This window comes from Sphaerisporangium album (assembly GCF_003323745.1).
Taxonomy (GTDB): domain Bacteria; phylum Actinomycetota; class Actinomycetes; order Streptosporangiales; family Streptosporangiaceae; genus Sphaerisporangium; species Sphaerisporangium album.
Map to the genome: position 1 here is coordinate 80115 of NZ_QOIL01000030.1, position 21419 is coordinate 101533.

The following is a 21419-nucleotide window of genomic DNA, read 5'->3' on the forward strand; positions in this document are numbered from 1 at the left end:
CTACGCCCGATCTTGGCACCTACCCCCACATACAGCAAACACGCAAGGCTGGAGCATGGCAATCTGCATCAGCAAAATTCGGCTAGGCGTCTATTTCTCTCGGCATCGCGGGGGCGATGGGGAGGGACTGACCTAGCGAGGTTCCGCGTTAGTCGCTGCCCGAGCCCCGTTGGTCATCCAGGACTTAGCTCGTCGATGGCGTGACGGCTGGGATCGACAAGGCCCAGGAGCTCGCCGGGGAGCGAATCGTCAGTGTGAACGTCGGCGAAGTGGGCAGCCAGATCCTCGCGGCCGGCTCGTGGACGAGGTGGCGATAGACGTGGTGCCGGTGGTGTTCGGGTCGCGGGGTAGGGACGTCGGCGAGCTGGCCGAGCAGCCGGTCCAGGGCAGCCTGGCCGTCATCAACCGCGGCGCGTTCGTCGTCGGTGAGCGGGACAGCGGCCAGCATGCGTTACAGGTTGTCCTTGGCCTCCAGCAGCAGCGCCTTGGAAGAATCCTTCGGCGTGTAGAAGTCGCACTTGGCGCAGGCCATCCGGTGCGGCATTCCTAGCGTCAAATACGGCTTGGGTATAAGCGTTCTTTCGGATGGCCAGAAGTCGATGCCTTGAGTCCGCGTCGACGCCGCAGGACTCCACGCCATCATCAGACCCAGTCTCTAGTCATCGAGTACCTCGGCAGATCGACATCGTGCTTGCCTGGTGTTCTCCCGTGTCCGTACCGGACGACCTCGCCAGCCGGCTCTGTCGTCGTCGTTGCTCGTCTGGGGATATGACGGCGCGACACGCTGGCGACGTGGCCGGACGCTGCGGTGATGCTTCGCCGGAGGCCATCTCCCGGCACAGGCAGAGACCACGGTGAATCTGCGAAGTGAGGGAGTTGGCCCATGACAAGTTGATCAACCACCTGGACGACCCACCGATTATCACGAATTGAACACAATGACAGAGGGAAGCAGCCAAAGGTCACGGAGCCCCCCAGTACGTTCCCCCTGGCCGTCCCTCGATGAATCGTGCGGGACGTTCGCCACTCCGCATGCGCCGCAGGTACTGCTTCTCCACGTCACGGAAAGGCCCACATGCCCCCCGCCCCCACACCTACTTCCCCCGGCGTCGAGCCAGGCCCGAGCTACGTGACCGGGAGCCTCACCGATCACACCCCCGTGCTGATCATGCATCTGGCCGCAATACGCGATAACTACACCGCCTTACAGCAGACCTTCGGTGGCGTCGACCTGTACTACGCGGTCAAAGCGAACGGACACGCGGAAGTCTTGCGCACGTTGGCCGCGCTGGGTGCGTGCTTCGATGTCGCGGGTGCCGCGGAAGCACGTGCATGTCTGGACGCCGGCGTCTCCCCTGCGGCCGTCGCTTGGACCAACCCGATTAAGAAGCGCACCGACATAGCCGCCGGCTACCAGATGGGTGTGCGGCTGTTTGTCTCCGACAACGCCAATGACATCGAGAGGATCGCCCTGCATGCCCCGGGCAGCGCAGTGCTGGTGCGCATCACGGTTCCAGGCCATGGCGCCGCCGCTCCCTTTGGAGACAAGTTCGGCTGTCCCCCCGATCAAGCGGTCCACCTGCTGCGTCACGCTCGCCGTCACGGCCTGGTGTGTCTGGGGGTCAGCTGGCATGTGGGCAGCCAGCAAAGTGAACCGGGCGCGTGGGAAACCGGTATCGCCAGCGCCGCGCAGATCTTCGCTGAAGCCGCCAGGTACGGAATTGATCTGTCCACGGTTGATCTCGGCGGTGGGTTGCCGGTCTCGTACACCGCTCCCGTCCCCTCATTGGAGCAGTACGCGGACGCGATAGATCGCGGCCTCGCCCGGCATTTCGGTGCTCAGCGACCGAGAGCCATTTTGGAGCCCGGCCGGGCCGTCGTGGCGACGGCTGGCACGATCATCGCCACGGTGGTTCAGGTCGCCACCCGTAGAGGCCGCCGGTGGGTGTACCTGGACATAGGCCGTTACGGCGGCCTGGCGGAGACCGAAGGCGAGGCGATCACCTACCCGATCACCGCGGCACGGCACGACCCCGGGACCGGACCGGTGGTGCTGGCCGGGCCGACCGCCGATGGCGACGACGTGATCTACCAGCAGCATCAGCCTTGGTTGCCGCTGAGCCTGGTCGAAGGTGACCGGGTGGTCATCGGCTGTGCCGGCGCCTACACCGCCTCCTACAGCTCAGTGTCGTTTTGCGGTCTGTCGCCTCTTTCAGTCGTCACTATTGACCAGGCGGGAGACCGATGAGCGCGCTGGCCCCGATCGGAGAGTTCCATGGACGTCACGTCGTGGCTCAGCTCGCCGGCGTGGAGGGGGCGCTGCTGGATGACGTCGTCTACCTAGAGCAGGCGCTCCACATGGCGGCCGTCGAGGCCGGAGCCAAGGTGCGTCAGGTCGTCAGCGAGCGCTTTGAGCCGCATGGCGTCACGGTCGTGGCGATTCTGTCGGAATCCCACGCCACCCTGCACACCTACCCCGAGATTGGTGCTTGCTATGTGGACATCTTCACCTGCGGTGACTCCGCCGATCCCGAGAACGCTGTGCGGGTGCTTCTAACAGCACTGCGCCCGCAAACACACGAGTCGACGACCATCGAGCGCGGTATGCCCTCTTCGGCCGATGATCAGCCTCAAGGAGCAGCGCGGTGATGGAGTCCTTTGACGAGCCACTCGGCCAGGGCCTTTGGCGGCGCTGGCAGGTCCATGACGTGCTGTTCCGTGGCGCCACGTCGTATCAAGACGTGCTCATCGCCGTCACCGAGCACGGGGTCACCCTGTTTTGTGATGGCGAGCGGCAATCGAGCGAACTGAGCCAGCTCACCTATCACGAGGCCCTGATGGTTCCGGCCCTGCTGATGTGCAGCCGACCGCCCGAGCAGGTATTGATCGTGGGCTCAAGTGAGGGGGTGGCCTCCCGCATTGCGGTGGAATCTGGTGCGCTGCTGGTGGATCATGTCGACATCGACGCCCAGTGCGTGCAGTTGTGCGCCGAGCATCTGCCCTACGGTTACACCTCCGCCGAACTCGTCGCCGCGTGCACCGGCCAGGGCCCCGTCACAGTCCACTACCAGGACGGCCACGCCTGGGTGGAGCGGGCCCTGCGCGAGGATCGTCGCTACGACCTGATCGTCATCGATCTGCCTGACGAACAGCCGGATGCGCCGGCCCAACACAATCGGCTCTACGACACTCCATACCTCCAAATGTGCCGCGATCTCCTCACCTCCACCGGAGTCCTGGCCATCCAGGCTGGTTGTCCCACCCTGTGGCGAAACGACACTCTGGCCGCCAGCGTCAACCGCCTGCAACAGGTGTTCTCCTCGACCGGGTTCTACGCCTGTTACGAGCACGAGTGGGCGTTCGCGTTCGGCCTAGCCGAGACCGGTCCGCTGGACGTGATCGCCCGGTTCAATCGGCTGCCTGACCTGCCCTACCAGCCGAGCACGCTGGACTTGGCGTCCCTTGTGTCCGGGGCCGTCCTGCCTTACCACGTGCGCAGTCGACTCTCACCCGCTTGGTGAAAGGCATTCCATGGGAATCGCGATGATCAGGAACGGGTTGCCCAACATGGACTTAGCGCGCCGCATCCGGGCGGCGGCGCGCGACCGCGCGAACCGCACCGTCGAGCCCCCGCGGCCGGCTTCGGCGGGCGGTGACGAAATCAGCTGCCGCGCTGTCGAGGCGGCAGTTGTGCAACGGCCGCCGCCGGATTTCACGCCGGAGTCGGGCCGCGACACCATGGTGCGGCCGCCGGACGGTGAGCCACCGTAGCAAATCGGCAATGAACAGGCGTACGTGAAAACCGTCGACCGAGCTCGCGTAATGGATTGCGTGTTCGCAATACAGGAAAGATCTGGATCATGAATCAGATCGCTTCGTTAAGCAACTGCATTACTGTTCTCATAGGGGAAGATCACGACCCGGCGCGGCGCGGCGACAAACAGCTTGTTGCACGCTCGGACTGCAGTTATCGTCTCCCCGACGCGGCGACAGTTGAACGCTGCATCGCCGCGTTGCGCGATTCAGACGATCAGCTGAAGGAACGTCCTGAGCGCCTGCGGGCGCTGTGGGACTACCAGTCGGCCTACTTCATTCCCGATACGGATACCCCAGCGGGAGGCGGCACGCTAGTCCTGGGTATCGCGTGGTACAACCAGAAATACTATCGATCGCGAAAGGACGCCTGGCTCAGCGTGGTCCATAAGCGTATTTACGCGAGCATCGGCATCTCGCTGAGCAGCGTGTCAATCACTCATTGGACGATTGATTGAGCCACATGCCGGCGGACAACCATGCCACCGAGGCACCTCAAACTCGGTAGCGTGAATGCTGGACCGGGCACGGGCCGTGATTCCTGGAGATCCATGGAGATTATCGGCGTGAAGGAGGGGCATTGACCGATAACGGGAAGACGCCCTCTGGGGCCCAGCATGACAGTGCCGAGCGCAGTAGTCGCCAGCTGGTGAGACTGGCCGACCGGCAAATACTATTGCCTGTCCTGCGAGCCAATGCGGCACCGTATGCTCGCCTATATGAGAGGGCGCGTGCGCAGAGTGGCTACGCCGAATGCCTGTGCCGTACTCCCCCTCCGAAGCTGGTGATCCGTTCTCGCGCTGGTCGATTCCATCTTGCCTGCTGGCCCGGCGGTGGAGCCGAACACGCGGTGGACTGCGATTTTCACCGTCTCGACGCCCTGTCAGGGCGCTCTACATACACCCAGGCCGCAATCTTGGAAACCGAGACGGGTACCACAATCCGACTGGATGCCGCTCTAACCTTACGGCTGGCCGGCAGTGCCACGATTCCCACCCAATCCTCGCCTCTACCTGTCGAAGGTATCGGGCGGCGAACTGTTGGGCTTTTGGGGCTGCTGCACTTCCTGTGGGAGCATGCGCGCCTGAACATCTGGCGAACTGGATGGCGGCGAAACTGGGCAAACTGCTATGTCCAGCTTTCACGTCCGATCCAGGACTGCCTGATCAATCGCCAGGACTTGACCGAAGCCCTGCACGTGGTGCCTCCCTACCAACCGCAAACCGCTTTCCAAACTGATGCCGTCTTCGAGGCGTTCGTCTCTCGGTTAATCCGCCAGGGCAAGAGCGGCCGTCGTGGCCTGCTTCTCGGAGAGCTCAAAAGCATCGCACCTACTAAGTACGGTGCCCGTGTGATGCTGCGGCATCTGCGCACGCCAGTGTTCATCGCTTTACCCCTTTTGGAACGCATACAGCACAAATACCGGCCAGCATTCTCGAAGGTCCGCGCCGACCACTCCCGTCAGATTGCCCTACTGGTCGTCGAACGAACAGCCAAAGGCAACCTGAGCGTAGTGGAGGCTGCTGTCATGCTGACAAATCGCGCGTATGTGCCAGGCGATTCCTCTTATGAAGTACTCATGGCCGATCACTTGATTGCCTCCGGTCGCAGCTTTCTCAAACCCATGCACTATGACGGAGGCGCGGTATTTCCTGATTTCATACTGACCGACGTCGAGCCGTTCTGTTATGTCGAGGTCTATGGAATCACCGGCCGGGAGTCATATGAAGAGCGAAAACGGGCAAAGCAAAATTACTACCGCTCCGCCGGGATGTCAGTGATCGAGTGGGAGGTAGCCGCCTCTCTACCACCGCTTACCCGTACTCGGCCTGCAGCTCGGCGATAAGCCCCTGCCGCTCCGGGGTGAGGAGGTGGGCGGTCTTGTAGCCGGGGACGTCCCGGTCCGGTCCCGCTCCCACTGGTCCTGGAGGACCCAGCGGTTCACGGTCGGCTGCGGCGGGGGGAAGATTGCGGGTCTGTGCGGCGCCCAAGTATGGCTGCCGCGGCCGCGGAACGCGCGGCGGTTGCGCGCGGCGGGGTGACACGGGCCGCCACGCCGGTGCATGCCGGCTGGGTGAGACGGCATTCCGGGGCAGTGGCATCCGTACTCGCGTACGTCCAGGCGGATCCATGCCGCAGGCCGGGGGATCGCGTCCTGCCATTTGAGCGGTGTCCAATGCAGTGGCCCACGCGGTGTCCCATCGGGGCTCGCCCGTGAGAGATTTCCTCGGTCAGGCCGACCTCGGCCATGGCCTTGTCCAGCGAAGTGTGGGGGCGGCCTTGGCGGTCAGTGCGGCCCGAACCGCATCCGCCAATCGGCCAAGCCGAGCCAGACCTCGCGCGTACCATCCCGGGCAGTACGGCGCCGATCTGATCGCCGATCACCTCCAGCAGGTCCCTGTCCGCGGTCGCACCAGCGACGTTCGCGCCGGGTTAGGGTCCGAGACCAGATCGGAGCGGAAGGCTACTTGCGCCATACCGCCCGTGCCACCGGTTCAGGCGACGACGCCGTAGCCACCACCTCGCCATAAGCGCCGTGCGCGATGGCCGCCACCACGGGCTGCCCCGGCTCGGCCTCGGCGCACTGCAAATCCAGCCCAGCGACGCAAGTACCGCGTGCGCCCGCGACGCGTAACGGTTGGCCGCAACGGGTCGTCGGTGACATACGGAGCGAGATGCAGACGTAGGCGCGTCGTCGCGTCGAGATACAGGTAGACAGTCTCATCGTCGTACGTACAACCTGCTCAGGGCCTTCTCGGCCTGCTCTCGCAGCTGGCGTAAGGCCAGCACGGCCTCAACCTCCTGGACGGTTGTCAACGGCCAAGTGCGTGTGGGTCTGGCCCACTTTCCGTGATCGCGTTGGTCAGTCTCCGAGCAGGACACGGATGCGGAGGAGGTCTGGGTTGGCGCGTCCGAACATGACCCTCTTGATCATTTTGATGCGGTTCACGTTGCCCTCGACCGTTCCTGAACTGTGGGGCAGAGTGAGTCCGGCTTTGACGGCGGTCCAGTCGCGCCGCAGTCCGGTGGCGAACGCGCGGAGTTCTCGGGCGGGGCTGGCTTCAGCGCGCTCGGTCCATGCCTCGAGGTCCTTGCCGCGCAGTTGGACGAGCATCTCAGCGAACTCGCGGGTCAGCGTGGTGACGGAGGCTAGTTCGGGACAACGGTCGTTGATTCGTTGGAGCTTGGCCAGGTCCTCGGCGGTGTTCTTTTCGGGGCGCGTGACGATCCAGCCGGTGACCTCGCGTACTTTCGGTGCCGGCGGCTGCGTCGCTGCGGCGGTTGAGGCCCGCAACTGGGCGGTGAGCCTCCGTAGGGTGCGTTTGCTGCCGAGGAAGCCGCGACTGCGGAGCTCTTCCAACAGCACATCGGTGTTGCGGCAGCCCTGGTCCCATCGTTCCCGCAGGTAGGGAAGGTGCGTGTCGAGAATGGTCTGCCGTTTCGCCCTCTCCTTGCTGATGAGGTCGTCAGCAGTTTCTACGGCAAGGTAGCGGCGGACGGTCTTGCGGTCCAGCCGCAGGTCGCGACTGATTTCTGTGATGGTCATACCTCGCTGGAGTGCCTGGTGGATCTCAGCATGCCGGGCCCGGGTCTGGACTACCAGCGGTCCTTCCTCGGTCGGCAGACCCGGGGCGGCGGAGTCTGGCTCTTCGACGGTGTCCAGTTGTTCACGCAGCTGAGAGCGATGACGGCCGACGGCTCGCTCGACCGCGCCGGACAGGTTATGGAGCAAATGCCATCGATCGGCGACCTGCGCGGCCAGCGGAGCACCACGCCGGCCGCCCTCGGCATAGCAACCTGCCCGATCCCGGCAGATCACCTCGACACCAGGATGGGCCTCCAGCCAGGAGGCAAACGATTCCGCCGACCGATCCGGCAGCAGGTCGACCACACTGCCGGTCTCGACATTGACCAAGACGGTGCCATAGGTATGGCCACGACGCCACGCGAAGTCGTCCACGCCCAGGACTCTGGGGGTCGGATACTGGGGGTCGGGCAGGCTGCGTAGCAGTCGCAGCAACGTTGTCCGGCCGACGCCCGAGCACAGCTTCTCTGCCAACCGAGCACCCGGCCGACCGCCCAACGCCAACGCGATCGCTCGCAGGTCATCGCTCAGGCCAGCGGCCCGGCGGCCGTGCCGGATCGTCAACCCAGGGACCTGCTCGACGAAAGTCCGCCTCCCGCAGACGACGTTGTCGCAGAAGAACCGGCGAACCCGCAGCTCAATCGAGGCTTCCCGGCCGGCCACCGCTCGGTCGGACAACCGGCGGTTATAGCGGCTGTGCACTCGCTTCGAGGAGACCTGGCACCCAGGACAGGGCGCCTCCGACTCCCAGCTCCGGGCCCTGACCCGGACAGTCTTCCCGGCCGAGAACACCCGCTCGATGCACACGCCCGCCAGATGCGGGAACAGAACCGCCAGCAACTCCGTGATCGACATCGAACATGATCGCGAACCCGGGCCTGGCACAGGAATGGATCACCCGAACCGTTACCGTGCCACGCGCGACGATCACGGAAAGTGGGCCAGACCCACTTTTGCATGGCCACGGACAACGGTCATAGCTTTCCGTGCGGCTTCGATGATCTCGTCCTCGGACCTGCCCTCGCAGGAGGCGCGGATAATCGACTCGTGCAGCTCGGCCCGTTCTTCGGCGAGTTTCTCTTGGAGCCCGGCCACCTCGTACGCGAATCTGGCGACGGTATCGATCGGATCAGGAACGCCGGGCTCCGGCGCCAGCCACCTGGCTTCCTCGAGCGCCGGAGTCACGGCGTGCAGGCACCGGATATTGCCGGCGGCATGCGCCGGTTGAAGGCCGGGGCGATTCCGTGCTGGCGAGCTCGTCCTGTGGGTTGTGAGGAGGTGGCGGGAGCTCATCCGCCGACTACGGCGGATCGCCCGCCTGTGTGCAAGTCGGGCGGACGAATTCGTCCGGGGGCAGGGTGCGCAGCGCGGAGGCGTCGTACATGCGCCAGCTGCTGGTGGAGCCGCGCATCGGCCCGGCGTGGTAGTCGATGAGGTAGGCCCACCCGGTGACACCGTCCCGGGTGACCCGCTGCCGGGCGCGGAGCATCGCGAACCGCCACCGGCCGTCGTCGCAGAGGACCTGCGCCGGGACGGCGATGATGTCCTGCGGGCCGACGAACCGCCCGTCGCTGGCGGGTAGCGCGGGGCGCGGGAACGGCGGCTCGGGGCCGTCCCCCCATGGTGGGCGTTCGCCGGTCATCTCCCAGATGGACATCCTGCGCCTGCGGTCGGGCATGCCCTGTTCCTACCGGTCTTGATCGTTCTTGTCCGCAGTTGACTGGGCGCGCCGGTCGAACTCGTCATCGGCGCTGGCGCTGGCCGGGTTCCGCGCGGCAGCGGACTGGATGCGCGCTGCGGCTTCCTTGTCCATCGGTGTGTGCTTTGCCATGGGAAGGCTATACCCGCTGAGGCGGCTGCCGATTCTCTCGGCAACTGCTCGCGCACACCGGGTGCCAGCCGGGCGACAACGGCCTCGTCGACGACGGCGGGGCCCTTGATGGCGGAGGTGGTCGCGACATCTTGATCAGAGCGTGTGGATGGCGGCGGCGAGATGGGCGCGGATCCGGCTCTGCTCCTGCATTAGCTGCTGGAACTTCACGAAGGCCCGGGCGGATGTCCGCGCGACGCTGCGCATGTTGAACAGGGCGTTAATCCATTCAGGGTGGGTGCTCTCCCACAGCGCCTGGGCTAGGCGATGCCGAAGGGCCTTGGTGAGGGGACGGCCGCCCGCGATCCGGCTGCGGACGTCGAGGTTTTGGCCGTAGCCCATCCACTGGCAGGCGGTGTACAGCTCCTCGTCTGAGAGCCGCCGCGCTGGGAGGAGGCCAGCGTGCTGCAGGCGCTCAGCCAGGTCCCTGATCACGGTCGGAGAAGGAAGGTCGGCGGCGATGAGCCGTTGTACCCTGCTTCGCCCCTGCCCGGTCTCGTGATAGGTGCCCTCGGCCCGCAGTCTGGATCGCCATCCTTGGTTCTCGGGTTGGGCTCGCCTCCCGGTCAACTCTTCGATGTGCTCGGCCGTCAGGGGCACGCTTCCCTTAGCCCCGCCGGCGGTGAGGCCGCTGCCCCATGCCAGGACACCCGAAGTGACGACCGTCTGCCACAGGCTCGCGAGCAGAGCTGCGTCTTCGCGGGGATCGTGATCCCCGCGGCCGACCCTCAGGTCTGGGGCTGGCCCGCCGGCGAGCATGTCGGGGATATGCGGCTTGCGGCGGCGCACGCCCAGGTTCTCCCAGGCCAGGTCGGACAGGCCGCAGCCGGTCGACAAGCGGCCACCGCGAAGCCGATGGGCGAGCGCCAATGTGTCGACCGACCGCCGCAGCATCGAGTCGGGCACAGTGGTGACCATGGCAACAGCGCGTAAATCGCTGCTCAGCAACCCGTGACCGATGATCAGCCGTTGGTTGCTACGCAGTACCGTGACCAGGCGGCTGGCCGGGTGCCGCCCCTCGATCAGCTCGTCACCGGTGATCTGACAACGGCTACCGTCCCATTCTGCATAGACCAGGCCTGCCCGTCCGACGGCCCACCCGTCGGACGGCACAGCTGGGGTACCCCGGCCGAACGGCCGGCTGGCCCGGTCAAAGTCCAGATCGCAGAAGACCAGCGAGAGCCTGCCCGCCCGTTCACGCCGCAGACGCGCACCTTTGCCCATCGCACTGATTCCTCTCCGCGTAGTCGGTACAACGCGCATTGTGACATCAGGGTCCGACAGAACCGACTCGGCGGAGACTGGTCGGGGGGATTTCCGGGGCTCAGGATGGTGACAATCGGCGTCTATGGCTTCGGCGGCGAGTCCTTCCTGCAACGACTGCGGCACGCGGACGTTCGTGTGCTGCTCGACGTACGCCAGCGCCGCGGTGTCCGCGGACCCGAGTACCTGGGTGCACTCACGCCGGCTGCAGGCGACCCTCGCCCATGCTTGGTTTGCCTACGAGCACCACCCCGAGCTCGCCCCAACCACCGAGTTACGCCAACTCCGGTACGCCGGGGATGACCGCCAGGTGTCGGCAAGCGCTCGCGCCGCGAACTCGCTGCCGAGTACACCCGCCGCTACACCACCCAGATCCTCTACCGCGCCGACCTCACGCCGATCTGTCGGAGCTGCCGTGCAGTGGCACCGCAGCGCTGCTCTGCGTCGAGCGCGACCCCGAGGCCTGCCACCGCCGTTGTGACGCGTGAATTCCTAGGGTTCGCGGCAGCGGTGATTGCCGCCGCTGCTCTGCCAGCGTCCTGGATCACGTCCGCTTAGAGCGATAGCGGCGGGTTAGCGGTCGGGAGCCTCAACGGTCGCGCATCCTCCGTGCACGATCCGGCCCCGATGTCCCTCAGAACCGGTTCCCGCTGCGTGGCCAGCCGCGCGTAGGCGGGCAGTCGCCGAGCTCCGGCCGCCGCCCGTCCCGCAGCGGTCAGGCGGGGTGACCGCCCGCCAGGTCCGGGCCCGGGCCAAGGTCTGGGCCTGCGAGGTCTGGCCCGAGGTCGAGCTGTTTGCTGAGCAGATCGGCCAGCCGCCAGGCGGCAGCGCGGTCGCCTGCGTTGGCGCGGGCGCCTAGTAGCGTGAGGGCTTCCTCTACCTGCCCGTGTTCGGCGAGCAGCTCGGCCAGCCGCCGGGCGGCATCGGGATCACCAGTGTCGGTGCGGGCGCGTAGAACCGTGAGGGCTTCGTCCACCTGCCCGTGTTCGGCGAGCAGCTCGGCCAGCCTCAGGGCGGGCAAAGCGGTCGGCGAAGTTGGCTTTGGTGTGGGCGCCTAGGAGCGCGAGGGCTTCCTCTACCTCCCCGTGTTCGGCGAGCAAGTCGGCCAGCCGCTCGGCGGCATCGGACTTGCCTGCGTCGGCGTGGGCGCGGAGTTCCTCCACCCGTCCGTGCGTGGCGAGCAGATCAGCCAACCGTCGGGCGGCAAAGCGGTCGGCGGCGTTGGCGCGGGCGCGGGCGCGGAGAAGCGTGAGGGCTTCCTCTACCTGTCCGTGTTCGGCGAGCAGCTCGGCCAGCCGCTCGGCGGCGAAGGAGTCGCCGGTGTCGGCGCGGGCGCGGAGCAATGTGAGGGCTTCCTCCACTTCCCCGTTCTTGGCGAGCAGCTCGGCCAGCCACCAGGCGGCATGGGAGTCGCCGGTGTCGGCGCGGACGCGGAGTTCCTCCACCCGCCCAGCGGACAACAAGGACAGTTCTCCCCTCACCCCGTCCGTCCTCGAACCGGTGCTCCCCAGCGCCACGCTGCGCAGCGCGCTCCCGGACCTGGAACGGCTGATCGGCCAGATGCGTCCTCGGCCCGACGATGAACGTCTCCGCTGAGGAACGCGACCGGTTCGGCGCCCGGCGACAGATTCGCCGACTCGGCCTGGCAGTTGGTGCCCGCGCTGGACTTCCTCGGCCAGGCCGCCCGCGCCGCGAACGACGACCGCGATGGGAAGGAGACGCACGAGCTGCTGAACTCGGTCGACTCCGCCGCCCGGCGGGTCTGCGAGTACGCCCGCGACGTGCGCGGGGCGTCGGCGAGTGTCGCCCAGATCGAGGCGATGGACACGGCCGTCGGCGCCGGACAGAGCTCGGCTACGCCCAGGTGCAGGCGATGACCGCCACGGTCTCCGCCTTCGACGAGTCCGACAGGGAGACCGCCAAGGAGCTGCGGATCACACTCCTGAGCCAGGACGGCAGGCCGACGCTGGTTCAGGCGGCGAGACCCGCTCGCCCCTGACGGTCGGGCGTTCCTCGACCTGGTCGCCGCAGGCGAGACGGTCGGCGAGGCCTACGACCGGCGCCCCAGGTGGTGGCGCAATGCAGCGCGCCGATTTGGCTGACTTCTTGCTCCGACATCGGGCGATGGCAGGAGTCGCACCGGGCCGGCTGCGGCCTCAGCCGATCTGGGCCGCCCATCGCCGTGGGGACCGGCGACCCGGCTACGGCGCTTGGGGCGTGCGGGCAACCCTTTCGGTGTGGGGAACGTCATGCGGAACTCCGATGCAGAGCAGGTCGAGCGGTGGCGGGTGGGTTCAGCGGCGCCGACGGTCGGTGGCAGTCGGCCGAGTGTCGATGGTGCGAGTCAGGTTGTCGCGCCAGTCGGTGAGGCGTTTGGTGTAGCTCCAGAACGCCTGCGAGCCAGGGGCGTGCCGGGAGTGCTGGGCGACGCGGTCGGCCGGGTGACCAGATTCCAGGGCGGTTTGGATGAAGCCCCGGCGCATGGAGTGCCCGGTGATCCGCCGGATGGCCCGGCGGGTGGAGCGGACCGCGGTGCGCCACCGCGCCAGGATGCGGTCGCCTTCCTCGGCGCTGCGGGCGGCGGCCGCCGCGGTGTAGGCGGCGGTCTTGGCAGCCCTGGCCTCGGCGAGTTCCTGCGAGGTCGGGGTGGGCACGAGGGCGGCGGCGCGGGCGGCGTCTTGGATGATGTTGCGCACGGTGCGGGCGGTGATGCCGCCCTGCCGGGCGTCGTCGTCACAGCGCCGCCCGGCGGCGGCCGCGCCGATCCTCCCGTGCCGGTCGATCCGCCGAAACAGCGGCCCGGCGGTCAGCTGCTCGTCGTCGGTGAGCACGTCCAACCAGGCGCGCAGCGCCGTGATCGGGCACAGCTCCTGGTCATCGTCGGGAGCCAGGATGCGCACGACCTGGCCGCGTGCTTGCTGGTCGGCCTTGGACCGGCGGATGTGGACCTCCAACGCCGGCACGGGCACCAGTTCGCCGGTGGCCTCGTCGACGAGGTCGGCGGTGGAGATGACGACGTCGTGCAGGTTGAGCGCGGCGGGCTCCGAGCAGCGACCGGCCATCCACCAGTCCAGGAGCAGCAGCGCCCGGTCGCGGATGCCGCGCGCGGTGGCTGGCAGCGCGCGGACCATCGCGCGCAGGTCCTCGGGGGTGACGGAGTCGGCCTGCAGCGGGCCGGGCTCGGCGGTGGGGTCGTCGGCGATCTCCCGCGCCCGGTGCACGATGACCCGCTCACAGAGCTTCAGGTCCTCGGCGTCCAGCTGAGCCTGGTCCAACGCCAGCATCGCGCGTAGAGTCCCGACGAAGGCACGCAGTGTGCCCACCGGGTGACCGCGGTCGGCCAGGTGCGCCAGGAACGAGGGCACCGCGCCGGGTTCGTCGGCGGCGAAGCCGGCCTGCGTACACCAGGCGGCGTAGGTCTGCCAGCGCCAGGCGCGGGCGGTGCGGGAGGAGGCCGGGATGGATTCGGTCGTACGGCGGGCGACCGAGGCCGACAGCCTGCGACCCGACCGGGTGGTCACCACCGTGGCGGGGACCCGGTGCCCCCGGCGCACGAGCTCCAGATCAGTGGACACGACGACTAGCTCCCGGCCGGGTGCGACCGGTCCGGCGCCGTCCTGGTGATCGCGCCCCGTACCGGTGGTCCTGCCGTCATCGTGCTCCCTCTGCCGTGCTCGACCCTCGCCTGAGCGGCGATGAGCAAGATACGAACTGCCGATCCCCTGATTTCCGCTAAGGGAACAGTATCGGAAATCACGATCCGGCGCGATCTTCATCGGGCCTTCGTGGCCACCGAAACCAACATCAACGAGCCAGGCGTACGCGCTCGGGGCGAGCCGACGCGCTGAGCGGTCCCCTGCCGGGCGCGAGTGCCCCGGGATCCTCTGACACCGGCCTGTCGCCGTTCGGCAGCCTGGGAGCGCCTCAGCGCCCCCCATTTTCGCGATCATCCTCCGGATTTGAGTGTTTCCTGCCTCTGTGGGCGGATGGCCTGCGAGGAGGCCGCCACCGGGCAGTCACCAGTTGGGCACCGGTAAAACAAAGTCGGGCCCGCGTTGGTCGAATAGCCAAAGCGGCTCCCTAATCGTTTGCGGCCCGATAAGGCATAGCCTCTGCTAATCCGGTCGAAGAGAATGGGCAAGCACGGCTCCCGTCAATCTGCAAACCCATTCTCCGGGAAACCCGGCAGCATCCCATTCCGCATCGCCATGTACCTATGCGTGGCGAAACCGTAATGCGGGGAGAATTGTAATACTGTGGTCGGTTCGCATGACAATAGTGCTCTCACTGGTAGCCGACGGAGATGGCGTTACGAACTCTGTCGGTGGAAGACACCGGGCGACTCAACGCGGGTGGCCGTATGTCGCTGGGTGCTATAGGCTGACCGAGCGTGTGGCTGCCGTTCGGCCACTACTTTAGCCGGCGGCAGGCTAAGGCCCAGGTCGACTGGCAGCAAATTGATCAGCCACGGAACACCCGTAGGTGGTGACCGGACGGGAGAAGGGCGCTCCATCGGTTCTTCTGCTGGCCGCCTCGAATTTCGCGCTCCTGTATCAGCCCGTCGAGGAACACCACAGGTATGGCGTCTGTGTCGAGGTTGTCGCTGGAGATAATCTGCACGTGGTATTCAGTGAGATCATCATGAAGGATGAACTCCTCAACGAGGCGATCGTCGAGTCCGCCTGCCCAGTCGCGGGCAGCGGTCAGCGCTGAGGCCTTCGCTGAGGTAGTTCGCCTGGTCGACGGTGCAGGAGCTACATCAGAGATCGCGAACACCGTGATCTGAGTGCCATCGGGGGTGATGCCGATGACCGAGCTCTTGTGGAAGGCCGGTCCGGCCTGGTGGAAGTCGGGAAGCGCGCCTAGCCGTATGGCGGCGAGGTCAACGCTACGCCGCTGCACCGCGAACGACACGCCTGGCCTTGACCGAAGGAAGATTGATCGTTCCTGGATGTTTATCGTGACGGTGAGAGGACCGGCGTCGCCACCGAGTGACTGGAGGAATTCGACAGCATCGATAAGGTGAGGCAGCCGGTTCACTGATTTCGCCCTTCACGACTTCTTCTAGACCCCACCCTGACAGTGTAACAATGGGAGCGGATTACACCGGCTCAGCTGTCGTTGTCTTACTGGACTGTTGCGCATCGACAAGACGGTTGACGGCCTTCCGCACATAGTCTGCCGCCGAGGTGACCGCCCACGACTTATCCAGTTGTGTCGGACGTCCGGGGTTCATGCCGACATGCAAGAAAATGCACAGGCGAGTGACATTGAAAGTTCCCTCCGCTGCCCAGTGGAGGTCACTGCCGTTGTAGATCTTTCGCTGCCCGTCCAAATGTGTGAGGTCGTTTCGGCATCTACTTACGACCTTGCACCAAGTGGGCACATCACCCACGAGAACTTCGGCCACGGGACCAAGCTGAGCCGCCAATTCGGTGAGTCGCTGCGACAGGAAGGGGTCATTGGCGTGTGCCATGCACGTGCTGAACCATTGCCGGTACCTGCGCGGGAGATGCTTTTTCAGCATCCTCAACACTGACTTGAACTCTGCTGTATCCATATGCGTTCCACCTATGGTGGAGCGGTGAAATCCCTCAGCTGCGGAAGATACGTTCAGGAACCTGTTTTCAATGAAGACGCTGCCCGTCCGCATGGTGACCAAGGACCCGATGATGACCTGTAGATCGGGAGCCTTATTCAACCAGTTGGCAACGGCCTGTATCCCGCCCAAGTCGTCGAAGGACACCAGAACGCGATGAGGCTCTGCCTGTCTCTGACTATCCTGCGGTCCCGCTCCCCACATCGCCGCTCGCAGCTCGATCTTCTTCATCGTGTCAGGCAACGCCTGGTTGGAAAGTGAGCGGAGCGGGATGTCCGGGCGATACAATTCCAATGCCTCGATGGCTCCGAGGGAGTCAGTGGCCAGCATCTCGATGAGGCCATTGGCCAACGTCAGCCTGACGCCATCGGCTACGTCGAAGGTGATGTGTCCGTACTGTGCGGCATTCTCGCTGCCTGGGACCCAGAATTTACCGGTGGCTTCTAACGCTTTCATGTGAACCTCTGAGGTGGGGGGCAGGTATGCGGACTATACGGCTCTTCACAGACGAGGGTGTAGTCGCGGCCTGAAGCCGCCGGTCTCGAGCAGGGACCTGGCGATGTAGTTGGTGAGGTTGCGGAAGCCGAGAGCGGAGCCGCGTAGGTGTTCGAGTCGTCCGTTGATCGCTTCGGTGGGTCCGTTGCTGGTGCCGGGGCGGTCGAAGTAGGCGAGCACGTTGTCGCGCGCTTCTTCAGTGTCCGCCAAGCCTTGGGTCGTTCGGCCGGCCAGGTCTTGAACGCCTGCTTGGAGCGGCCCTCGACTATGTCTAGCAGCCGCGCCAGCCCGGTGCCGTCACGGATCCCGGTGAGGTCGATGATCACGGTGTCGATGATCACGGTGACGTACTTGTCGCCGCGGCGGGTATGTCGCCGCACGTGCTCGTCGACCCCGATCACGTGGACGCCGTCGAAGCGATGCTCGTCGTTGATCAGGACCTGCTTGCCCTCGGTCAGGACTGCGTCGTTGGCGGTGTTCCAGGAAACCGCGAGGCCTTCGGCGATTCGGGGCACGGTCAGGTGATGGACCACGATCGCCTCCAGTGCCCACCGCAGCCCGCGGCGCGAGAGCTTCGCTCGTGGCTCGGCGGCACGGGTGGTGTCCTGGCGCCACACGTGCCCGCAGCCGCTGCACCGGTGACGGCGGATTGTGACCAGCAGCGTCGTGGGACGCCACCTGAACGGCTCGTGAGCAAGGCGCCTGGTCACGGTGTCCCGCGGCGATCCCTCCGACCCGCAGCGCCGGCACCACTGGTCGGGTTCAACGACACGGCAGGTGAGGACGGTACGGTCGGGGTCGAGTCGTTGGCCGGTGACCTTGAGTCCGAGTTCGTCGAGTCGGCAGAAGGTGGTCAGATCAGCGCAGGCGAAGCCCGCGCCGACGGTAGCGTCGGGCACGTCGAGGTCTTCCGGATGGGCGGCGTAGGAACCTCCATCCTCGGGAGACCTCGACCTCTATCCGGCTCTCGACGCGCTGAACCACGACCGCCCGGCTCGACGTCACACTCCGTCCACCCCAAGTGTGAAGAGCCGAAAAAATGATCACCCCGGGGTAAACAAACGTCGCCCGGATTCTCGAGCCTCGGGCGCAACCGCGGTCTTCGGGGGCCGGTGATCGTCCGGTGGCGTTTGGCCTATCAGGCGCGGTCGTGGAGAGTGACCTGGTAGCCGTCGGGGTCGGCGAAGGTGAATGTCCGACCGAAGGGGCCGTCGATCGGTGCGGAGACGATGGTGTGACCGTCGGCGACGAGAGCATCGTGAATGGCCTGGACGTCTGTGGCGTGGAGCCAGATCGCGGCACCGATGCCGGGCTGAGCAACGGATGCGAGATCGGTGCCGGGAACGACGTCGCGGAGTGCGAACGCGATCGGCTTCGTCTCGAAGACGACGGCGTGCGGAGGTCCGGCCTGCGAGCGGACGAGGCCGAGGTACTGCTCGTAGAACGCCTGCGAAGCGTCGAGGTCGCGCGCTTGGAGCGAGATGAAGTCGGGGCCGGTGGCGGGCATGATGATGCTCCTTCTTTTCATGTCAGTTTCCTGACACAGGTCAATCTATGTCAGAATACTGACATGAGTCAAAACGGTGTCGGCGTCGACCTGGAGACGTCACTGGGCTACCTGCTGAAAGAGGCGTCGAGCGCGCTCCGCGCAGCCATGGAGGAGGTGCTGCGGCCGCTCGGGATGAGCGTGACGCACTACTCCTGCCTCGAGCTGCTGGCTCAACGCCCGGGCTTGTCGAACTCCGAGCTCGCGCGGGGCGCGTTCGTGACACGGCAGACGATGAACGTGCTGCTCCAGGCCCTGGAACGGGAGGGCTACGTGACCAGGCCTGCGGAGGCACCCGTCGGGAAGGTTCTTCCCACGCGGCTCACGCATCGCGGCCGACGGAGCCTCGAGAAGGCGACCGTAGCAGTCCGGTCCGTCGAGGTCAGAATGCTGGCCGGCATGACCGAGACCGAGCAGTCAGGCGCGTTCCGGATCCTGCAGAGCATGATCCATTCCCTGCGCGAGGGCAACGACGGTGCATAGCTCATTCCCCGGCGCACGTCTCGTCGCGCCCGGATAGGAGTGCAGCCGAGCATGAAAATCCGTGCAGGCGACCTCGAAAACCGACAGACAGGCAAGCCCTCGGCATAGGACATACGTCGCATCTCTGACCTGCACGGAGGGGCGACGGCGAATGAACCTGCAGCCCTTAGGCACCAGCCAATGAAGCCGGTAGCGACGAACTGCTAGACCTCGCGACCGCCACCCGCAGCGAAGAGGCCAGAGCCGCCGGGGGTCAGCGTGATGTCCGGGCAGCAGATGCGGCAGCGGCGGCCCCCGCGGATCGTGTCGGCACGCACGGGGACGGGAGGGGCAGGATCGTAGAACTGGTCGTGTGGGCAGGCGTTGTCGTCCAAGATGCGGGTCACCTCGCTCACGGTCCGGTTCAGAGCCGAGCAGCCCACGGCATGAACGATGCGGGACCCGGTCTCGACGAACCAGCCTTCGGGCGCCGCGCAGGCCGCCAGGTAGGTGTCCAGCTGAGGGCCTGTTGTGTGGACCCATCGACGGAAGCGGTCACAGGGCCAGCACAGGTCTCCAGTGCCGGCGCAGGCGCATGTCTGACAGCACGAGCACAGGTTGCAGGTGTGCAGGATCCCGGTGCTGCCGACCTTCACCGTGACCAGGTCGTCGGTCTCGGCTTCGATAGGGCGTACGGCGGCGCCCTGGGCGTTGCTGTAGAGGATCTCGTAGCGGCCGGGTCCGGGAACGTCGACGACGCCGAGAACATGCCAATCCTGAGCCGACCGCACGGGCATGAAGAGCTCCAAGCTGGGGGGAAGATCAGTGACCACTCTACGCCGCGCCGAACCCGATCCGGGCGGCGTTCCGGGCCTGCACAATCTGATCATCACGGGCGCGGGGTATCAACCCGGTCACGCCCAGGTCTGCGGTTCGGCGGCGTCGATGAGGTCGACGTCGGGGCCGGGGACCTCCCCGTCGGTGGGGGTGTCGGCGCCGCGCCGGCGGCGGGTGCGGCGGGGCCGCAGCCCGGGGATGGCGCCGATGGTGGCCACCATCGGGCCGGTGCCGACCGGCAGGCCGCCGGGGCGCGGCTGCGGAAAGCCGCCGTCTTGGCCGCCGCCGGGCAGAGGCTCGGCGGCGCCGCCGGGTCCCTGGTGCCCGGCGGAGTCACCCCCCGGGCCTTCCGGGCCGTCGGGGCGGGCCCCGGCCGGTACACCGCGGTGGGCTCGATCAGCGGCTCACTCATCCGCCCGCGCGGCCGGGGCTGGAGCCGCTGGACCCCTACGGGGCGTGGACACCCACTGGCCAAGCCGGTGCCTCACCTGCGGTGAGGCCGCGAGCCCCACCTTGGGCTCCCTTCGCCGGGGCCAAGGCGGCTACCGTCCATTCGGACGGCGCAAGGCTGGCGCCGCGATCCGCCTGGACGCTGAGCAGGCCGCCGCCGACATGCGCGCCGCCGGGCTGGTGCTGGTGCGCGCCCGGGCGCTGCTCACCGGGGCACCTGAGGTCGGCTGACCGCCGCCGAGCCAGGGAATGGCCTTCTTGATCTCGCTTTGGGCTCTCGGGCTCTGACACTCGATCACCGCGGACCGCATGCCTTTTGCGCCAGCTGCCACATTTCGGGTGCGGTCACGTGGTCCTCGCAGAAGGTCTCGGTCCAGCCTGCTTGCGGCATCTGCATCGCCGTCAGGAACGGGCGTAGTCCGCGCGTCTGTAACCACCTCAGCACGAGCTGTTCGATCCGGTAGGCGTCCCGGCCGGTCGGCAGGGTCATGGTCTCGTGCAGCTTCCAGCCGTGGCGTTCATGTTCTTTCACTCGGCTGGGGCGTACGTGGGTGCCGGTTATGCCGATCTTTACTGCGCCGTGGCTGGTGTGGGTCATGACGTACAGCAGGGCGGGGGCGGCGGGGTCAAGACCACGCTTGGCGCAGAACCAGCAGCCGCGTCCCTGTCGGCTCCGAAGGTTGTTAAGACGAGGGTAGACCTCGTTGTCGCAGTTCAGACACTGGCTCTGCCAGGGTGCGCCAAGTCCGGGAAAGGCGATGAGGGGGTTGAATTCTCTGCCGCGCATCTCGATTGCGGCCAGATGGGAATCGGTGGGGGCGAGCCCGGCGCAGTCCCGGCACCCAATGCCCGCTCGTATGTGGCTCAGTCTCCGTCCTCGAACCGAGCGGCAGGTGAGGCACCGGGAATGCCACGGCAGGTTCGACCGGGGATAGTCGGTGACAGGCTCGAATCCGGCCTCCCACATCACGGCCGCCGCTACGACCGGATCGAGGCGAGCCTTCCCCCCGCAGTGCTCGCAGGGCCCCTGACCGCGGCGGATGTTGCCCAGCATCGGCGCCATCGTGTGGCCGCACACCAAGCAGCGCGACTCCCACCGGTTGGTCGTGCCCGGGTAAGGAAGAAGGGGTTCCAGCCAGACAGCGTGCATGTCGGCGATCGCGCGCGGCGCGCCCTCCCCCAACATCACATCACCAACGGCACGCATGGCGCACGGCTTGCATCCGTGATGACCAGCCCGGATGTTCCCCAGCGTCGGGGTTCGCTCTCCTCCGCACCCCCGGCACAGACATCGCCACGGCACTCGCGAGCCCGGATAAGCCTCCAAGGGGGTGAGGCCGTCAGCTTCAACGTCTGCGATCGCGGCGGGGGTGCTAGCGGACACGCCGTTCTCCAGTTGAGCGGCCAGATTTCTCCCGGCTGGTGGCCATCAAAATTCCTGGTGTGGTCACCGGAAATCCCGGTGAGTGGCCAGGTCGATCTCCCGGTGGATGGTCAG

25 protein-coding genes and 1 pseudogene are annotated in these 21419 nt (G+C 66.4%); 10 read left to right on the forward strand and 16 right to left on the reverse strand.

All coding sequences use genetic code 11. The features are described 5' to 3' along the window. Positions 1-184: 184 nt before the first annotated feature. Positions 185-448 (reverse strand): hypothetical protein, encoded by a 264-nt coding sequence (locus tag DQ384_RS42475; RefSeq protein WP_220183334.1) that lies wholly within the window; start codon positions 446-448, stop codon positions 185-187. Positions 449-1168: 720 nt separating this feature from the next. Here DQ384_RS42475 and DQ384_RS36710 point away from each other — a divergent pair. The 6 genes from DQ384_RS36710 to DQ384_RS36730 all read left to right on the forward strand — a co-directional run bounded on the left by DQ384_RS36710 (position 1169) and on the right by DQ384_RS36730 (position 5659). After that, positions 1169-2248 carry a type III PLP-dependent enzyme gene (locus DQ384_RS36710; RefSeq protein ID WP_245967041.1) on the forward strand — a complete coding sequence of 360 codons (1080 nt, stop codon included), beginning with the start codon at positions 1169-1171 and terminating at the stop codon, positions 2246-2248. After that, the gene (speD, locus tag DQ384_RS36715; protein WP_114033493.1) at positions 2245-2649 is read left to right on the forward strand and encodes an adenosylmethionine decarboxylase; all 405 of its coding nucleotides are present in this window, start codon (positions 2245-2247) and stop codon (positions 2647-2649) included. The genes DQ384_RS36710 and speD overlap by 4 nt, the downstream gene beginning before the upstream one ends. Beyond that, entirely contained in the window at positions 2649-3521 is an 873-nt protein-coding gene (locus DQ384_RS36720; protein ID WP_114033510.1) for a spermidine synthase, read from the forward strand. Before speD ends, DQ384_RS36720 begins: the two co-directional genes overlap by 1 nt. A 10-nt stretch (positions 3522-3531) precedes the next feature. Further along, the gene (locus tag DQ384_RS36725) at positions 3532-3771 is read left to right on the forward strand and encodes a hypothetical protein (protein WP_114033494.1); all 240 of its coding nucleotides are present in this window, start codon (positions 3532-3534) and stop codon (positions 3769-3771) included. A gap of 89 nt (positions 3772-3860) precedes the next feature. Next, complete coding sequence (locus DQ384_RS40665) at positions 3861-4271, forward strand: hypothetical protein (protein ID WP_147269029.1); 411 nt, start codon at positions 3861-3863, stop codon at positions 4269-4271. A 191-nt stretch (positions 4272-4462) separates the two neighbouring features. After that, the gene (locus DQ384_RS36730; protein WP_245967042.1) at positions 4463-5659 is read left to right on the forward strand and encodes a DUF1173 family protein; all 1197 of its coding nucleotides are present in this window, start codon (positions 4463-4465) and stop codon (positions 5657-5659) included. A gap of 1017 nt (positions 5660-6676) precedes the next feature. Here the strand turns inward: DQ384_RS36730 and DQ384_RS36735 are convergent. From DQ384_RS36735 to DQ384_RS42480, 7 genes are all read right to left on the reverse strand, one after another. Beyond that, positions 6677-8254: an ISL3 family transposase gene (locus tag DQ384_RS36735; RefSeq protein ID WP_114033496.1), complete on the reverse strand. Its 1578-nt coding sequence runs from the start codon at positions 8252-8254 to the stop codon at positions 6677-6679. A gap of 72 nt (positions 8255-8326) precedes the next feature. Next, positions 8327-8584, reverse strand: a complete 258-nt coding sequence (locus DQ384_RS36740) for a hypothetical protein (protein ID WP_114033497.1) — start codon at positions 8582-8584, stop codon at positions 8327-8329. 115 nt (positions 8585-8699) lie between these two features. Beyond that, positions 8700-9077: a hypothetical protein gene (locus DQ384_RS36745; RefSeq protein ID WP_114033498.1), complete on the reverse strand. Its 378-nt coding sequence runs from the start codon at positions 9075-9077 to the stop codon at positions 8700-8702. A gap of 9 nt (positions 9078-9086) precedes the next feature. Further along, a complete protein-coding gene (locus tag DQ384_RS41810) occupies positions 9087-9230 on the reverse strand; it encodes a hypothetical protein (protein WP_181871614.1) in 144 nt (47 codons plus the stop codon). 135 nt (positions 9231-9365) lie between these two features. After that, the gene (locus DQ384_RS36750) at positions 9366-10493 is read right to left on the reverse strand and encodes a 3'-5' exonuclease family protein (protein ID WP_114033499.1); all 1128 of its coding nucleotides are present in this window, start codon (positions 10491-10493) and stop codon (positions 9366-9368) included. A gap of 754 nt (positions 10494-11247) precedes the next feature. After that, entirely contained in the window at positions 11248-11508 is a 261-nt protein-coding gene (locus DQ384_RS40670) for a hypothetical protein (protein ID WP_147269030.1), read from the reverse strand. Then, positions 11462-12013 carry a tetratricopeptide repeat protein gene (locus DQ384_RS42480; protein ID WP_114033500.1) on the reverse strand — a complete coding sequence of 184 codons (552 nt, stop codon included), beginning with the start codon at positions 12011-12013 and terminating at the stop codon, positions 11462-11464. Before DQ384_RS42480 ends, DQ384_RS40670 begins: the two co-directional genes overlap by 47 nt. Before the next feature lie 171 nt (positions 12014-12184). Between DQ384_RS42480 and DQ384_RS36765 the strand changes: the two genes are divergently transcribed. Further along, positions 12185-12409 (forward strand): hypothetical protein, encoded by a 225-nt coding sequence (locus DQ384_RS36765; protein ID WP_147269031.1) that lies wholly within the window; start codon positions 12185-12187, stop codon positions 12407-12409. Continuing rightward, positions 12406-12531, forward strand: a complete 126-nt coding sequence (locus DQ384_RS43875) for a hypothetical protein (RefSeq protein ID WP_281274180.1) — start codon at positions 12406-12408, stop codon at positions 12529-12531. Before DQ384_RS36765 ends, DQ384_RS43875 begins: the two co-directional genes overlap by 4 nt. A gap of 295 nt (positions 12532-12826) precedes the next feature. Here the strand turns inward: DQ384_RS43875 and DQ384_RS36770 are convergent, their stop codons facing one another. From DQ384_RS36770 to DQ384_RS36790, 5 genes and pseudogenes are all read right to left on the reverse strand, one after another. Further along, complete coding sequence (locus DQ384_RS36770; RefSeq protein WP_114033502.1) at positions 12827-14107, reverse strand: site-specific integrase; 1281 nt, start codon at positions 14105-14107, stop codon at positions 12827-12829. Positions 14108-14993: 886 nt separating this feature from the next. Beyond that, complete coding sequence (locus DQ384_RS36775) at positions 14994-15572, reverse strand: hypothetical protein (RefSeq protein ID WP_147269032.1); 579 nt, start codon at positions 15570-15572, stop codon at positions 14994-14996. A 61-nt stretch (positions 15573-15633) separates the two neighbouring features. Beyond that, positions 15634-16587 (reverse strand): HEPN domain-containing protein, encoded by a 954-nt coding sequence (locus DQ384_RS36780; RefSeq protein WP_114033504.1) that lies wholly within the window; start codon positions 16585-16587, stop codon positions 15634-15636. A 45-nt stretch (positions 16588-16632) separates the two neighbouring features. Next, positions 16633-17525 (reverse strand): annotated as a pseudogene (locus DQ384_RS36785) (transposase). A gap of 239 nt (positions 17526-17764) precedes the next feature. Then, the gene (locus DQ384_RS36790) at positions 17765-18133 is read right to left on the reverse strand and encodes a VOC family protein (protein ID WP_020549970.1); all 369 of its coding nucleotides are present in this window, start codon (positions 18131-18133) and stop codon (positions 17765-17767) included. A gap of 63 nt (positions 18134-18196) precedes the next feature. On the opposite strand from DQ384_RS36790, the gene DQ384_RS36795 reads away from it, so the two are divergent. Further along, entirely contained in the window at positions 18197-18655 is a 459-nt protein-coding gene (locus tag DQ384_RS36795; protein WP_114033505.1) for a MarR family winged helix-turn-helix transcriptional regulator, read from the forward strand. Between the two features lie 203 nt (positions 18656-18858). On the opposite strand, the gene DQ384_RS36800 is transcribed toward DQ384_RS36795, so the two are convergent. Further along, a complete protein-coding gene (locus DQ384_RS36800; RefSeq protein ID WP_147269033.1) occupies positions 18859-19431 on the reverse strand; it encodes a hypothetical protein in 573 nt (190 codons plus the stop codon). Between the two features lie 117 nt (positions 19432-19548). Next, positions 19549-19692, reverse strand: a complete 144-nt coding sequence (locus DQ384_RS41820; protein WP_181871617.1) for a hypothetical protein — start codon at positions 19690-19692, stop codon at positions 19549-19551. Between the two features lie 235 nt (positions 19693-19927). Between DQ384_RS41820 and DQ384_RS40675 the strand changes: the two genes are divergently transcribed. Beyond that, on the forward strand, positions 19928-20152 hold the full coding sequence (locus DQ384_RS40675; RefSeq protein ID WP_147269034.1) for a hypothetical protein: 225 nt from the start codon (positions 19928-19930) through the stop codon (positions 20150-20152). A gap of 64 nt (positions 20153-20216) precedes the next feature. On the opposite strand, the gene DQ384_RS36805 is transcribed toward DQ384_RS40675, so the two are convergent. Further along, the gene (locus DQ384_RS36805; protein ID WP_147269035.1) at positions 20217-20975 is read right to left on the reverse strand and encodes a hypothetical protein; all 759 of its coding nucleotides are present in this window, start codon (positions 20973-20975) and stop codon (positions 20217-20219) included. Positions 20976-21419 lie beyond the last annotated feature (444 nt).

What these genes read in the sequence shown, in the direction of transcription:
- DQ384_RS36795 (WP_114033505.1), top strand. Translation starts at nt 18,197, where the DNA reads ATGAGTCAAAACGGTGTCGGCGTCGACCTGGAGACGTCACTGGGCTAC.
- DQ384_RS36745 (WP_114033498.1), bottom strand. Translation starts at nt 9,077, where the DNA reads ATGCCCGACCGCAGGCGCAGGATGTCCATCTGGGAGATGACCGGCGAA.
- DQ384_RS36720 (WP_114033510.1), top strand. Translation starts at nt 2,649, where the DNA reads ATGGAGTCCTTTGACGAGCCACTCGGCCAGGGCCTTTGGCGGCGCTGG.
- DQ384_RS41820 (WP_181871617.1), bottom strand. Translation starts at nt 19,692, where the DNA reads ATGGTGGCCACCATCGGCGCCATCCCCGGGCTGCGGCCCCGCCGCACC.
- DQ384_RS36805 (WP_147269035.1), bottom strand. Translation starts at nt 20,975, where the DNA reads ATGCTGGGCAACATCCGCCGCGGTCAGGGGCCCTGCGAGCACTGCGGG.
- DQ384_RS40665 (WP_147269029.1), top strand. Translation starts at nt 3,861, where the DNA reads ATGAATCAGATCGCTTCGTTAAGCAACTGCATTACTGTTCTCATAGGG.
- DQ384_RS43875 (WP_281274180.1), top strand. Translation starts at nt 12,406, where the DNA reads ATGACCGCCACGGTCTCCGCCTTCGACGAGTCCGACAGGGAGACCGCC.
- speD (WP_114033493.1), top strand. Translation starts at nt 2,245, where the DNA reads ATGAGCGCGCTGGCCCCGATCGGAGAGTTCCATGGACGTCACGTCGTG.
- DQ384_RS41810 (WP_181871614.1), bottom strand. Translation starts at nt 9,230, where the DNA reads ATGGCAAAGCACACACCGATGGACAAGGAAGCCGCAGCGCGCATCCAG.
- DQ384_RS36735 (WP_114033496.1), bottom strand. Translation starts at nt 8,254, where the DNA reads ATGTCGATCACGGAGTTGCTGGCGGTTCTGTTCCCGCATCTGGCGGGC.
- DQ384_RS36750 (WP_114033499.1), bottom strand. Translation starts at nt 10,493, where the DNA reads ATGGGCAAAGGTGCGCGTCTGCGGCGTGAACGGGCGGGCAGGCTCTCG.
- DQ384_RS36790 (WP_020549970.1), bottom strand. Translation starts at nt 18,133, where the DNA reads ATGCCCGCCACCGGCCCCGACTTCATCTCGCTCCAAGCGCGCGACCTC.
- DQ384_RS42475 (WP_220183334.1), bottom strand. Translation starts at nt 448, where the DNA reads ATGCTGGCCGCTGTCCCGCTCACCGACGACGAACGCGCCGCGGTTGAT.
- DQ384_RS36725 (WP_114033494.1), top strand. Translation starts at nt 3,532, where the DNA reads ATGGGAATCGCGATGATCAGGAACGGGTTGCCCAACATGGACTTAGCG.
- DQ384_RS36710 (WP_245967041.1), top strand. Translation starts at nt 1,169, where the DNA reads ATGCATCTGGCCGCAATACGCGATAACTACACCGCCTTACAGCAGACC.
- DQ384_RS36780 (WP_114033504.1), bottom strand. Translation starts at nt 16,587, where the DNA reads ATGAAAGCGTTAGAAGCCACCGGTAAATTCTGGGTCCCAGGCAGCGAG.
- DQ384_RS36800 (WP_147269033.1), bottom strand. Translation starts at nt 19,431, where the DNA reads ATGCCCGTGCGGTCGGCTCAGGATTGGCATGTTCTCGGCGTCGTCGAC.